The sequence below is a fragment of the Arthrobacter sp. 10T419 genome (assembly GCF_056394105.1).
Map to the genome: position 1 here is coordinate 1 of NZ_JBFTHF010000076.1, position 377 is coordinate 377.

General features: G+C 64.4%; 1 protein-coding gene. It reads left to right on the forward strand.

Annotated elements, in window-relative coordinates:
* On the forward strand, positions 1-377 hold a 377-nt coding region (locus AC1DBD_RS17945), incomplete at both ends, for a PKD domain-containing protein (RefSeq protein ID WP_476982744.1).

Below are 377 nucleotides of genomic sequence, written 5' to 3' on the forward strand. Positions count from 1 at the left end.
TACGCCTGGGACTTCGGAGACGGGTCCATTGGTCAGGGTGCGACGGCGACCCACACGTATGCGGCTGCCGGAACCTACACGGTGAAGCTCACCGTGACCGACAACCAGAGCGCGACGGGTGAGAAGACGGACCAGGTGACCGTGACGGCTCCGCCGGTGAATAAGGTGCCGGTGGCATCGTTCACTTCGACGGTGAAGGATCTGGGCATCACGGTGGACGGGTCCGGYTCCTCGGATTCGGATGGCACGGTTGACTCCTACGCCTGGGACTTCGGAGACGGGTCCATTGGTCAGGGTGCGACGGCGACCCACACGTATGCGGCTGCCGGAACCTACACGGTGAAGCTCACCGTGACCGACAACCAGAGCGCGACGGG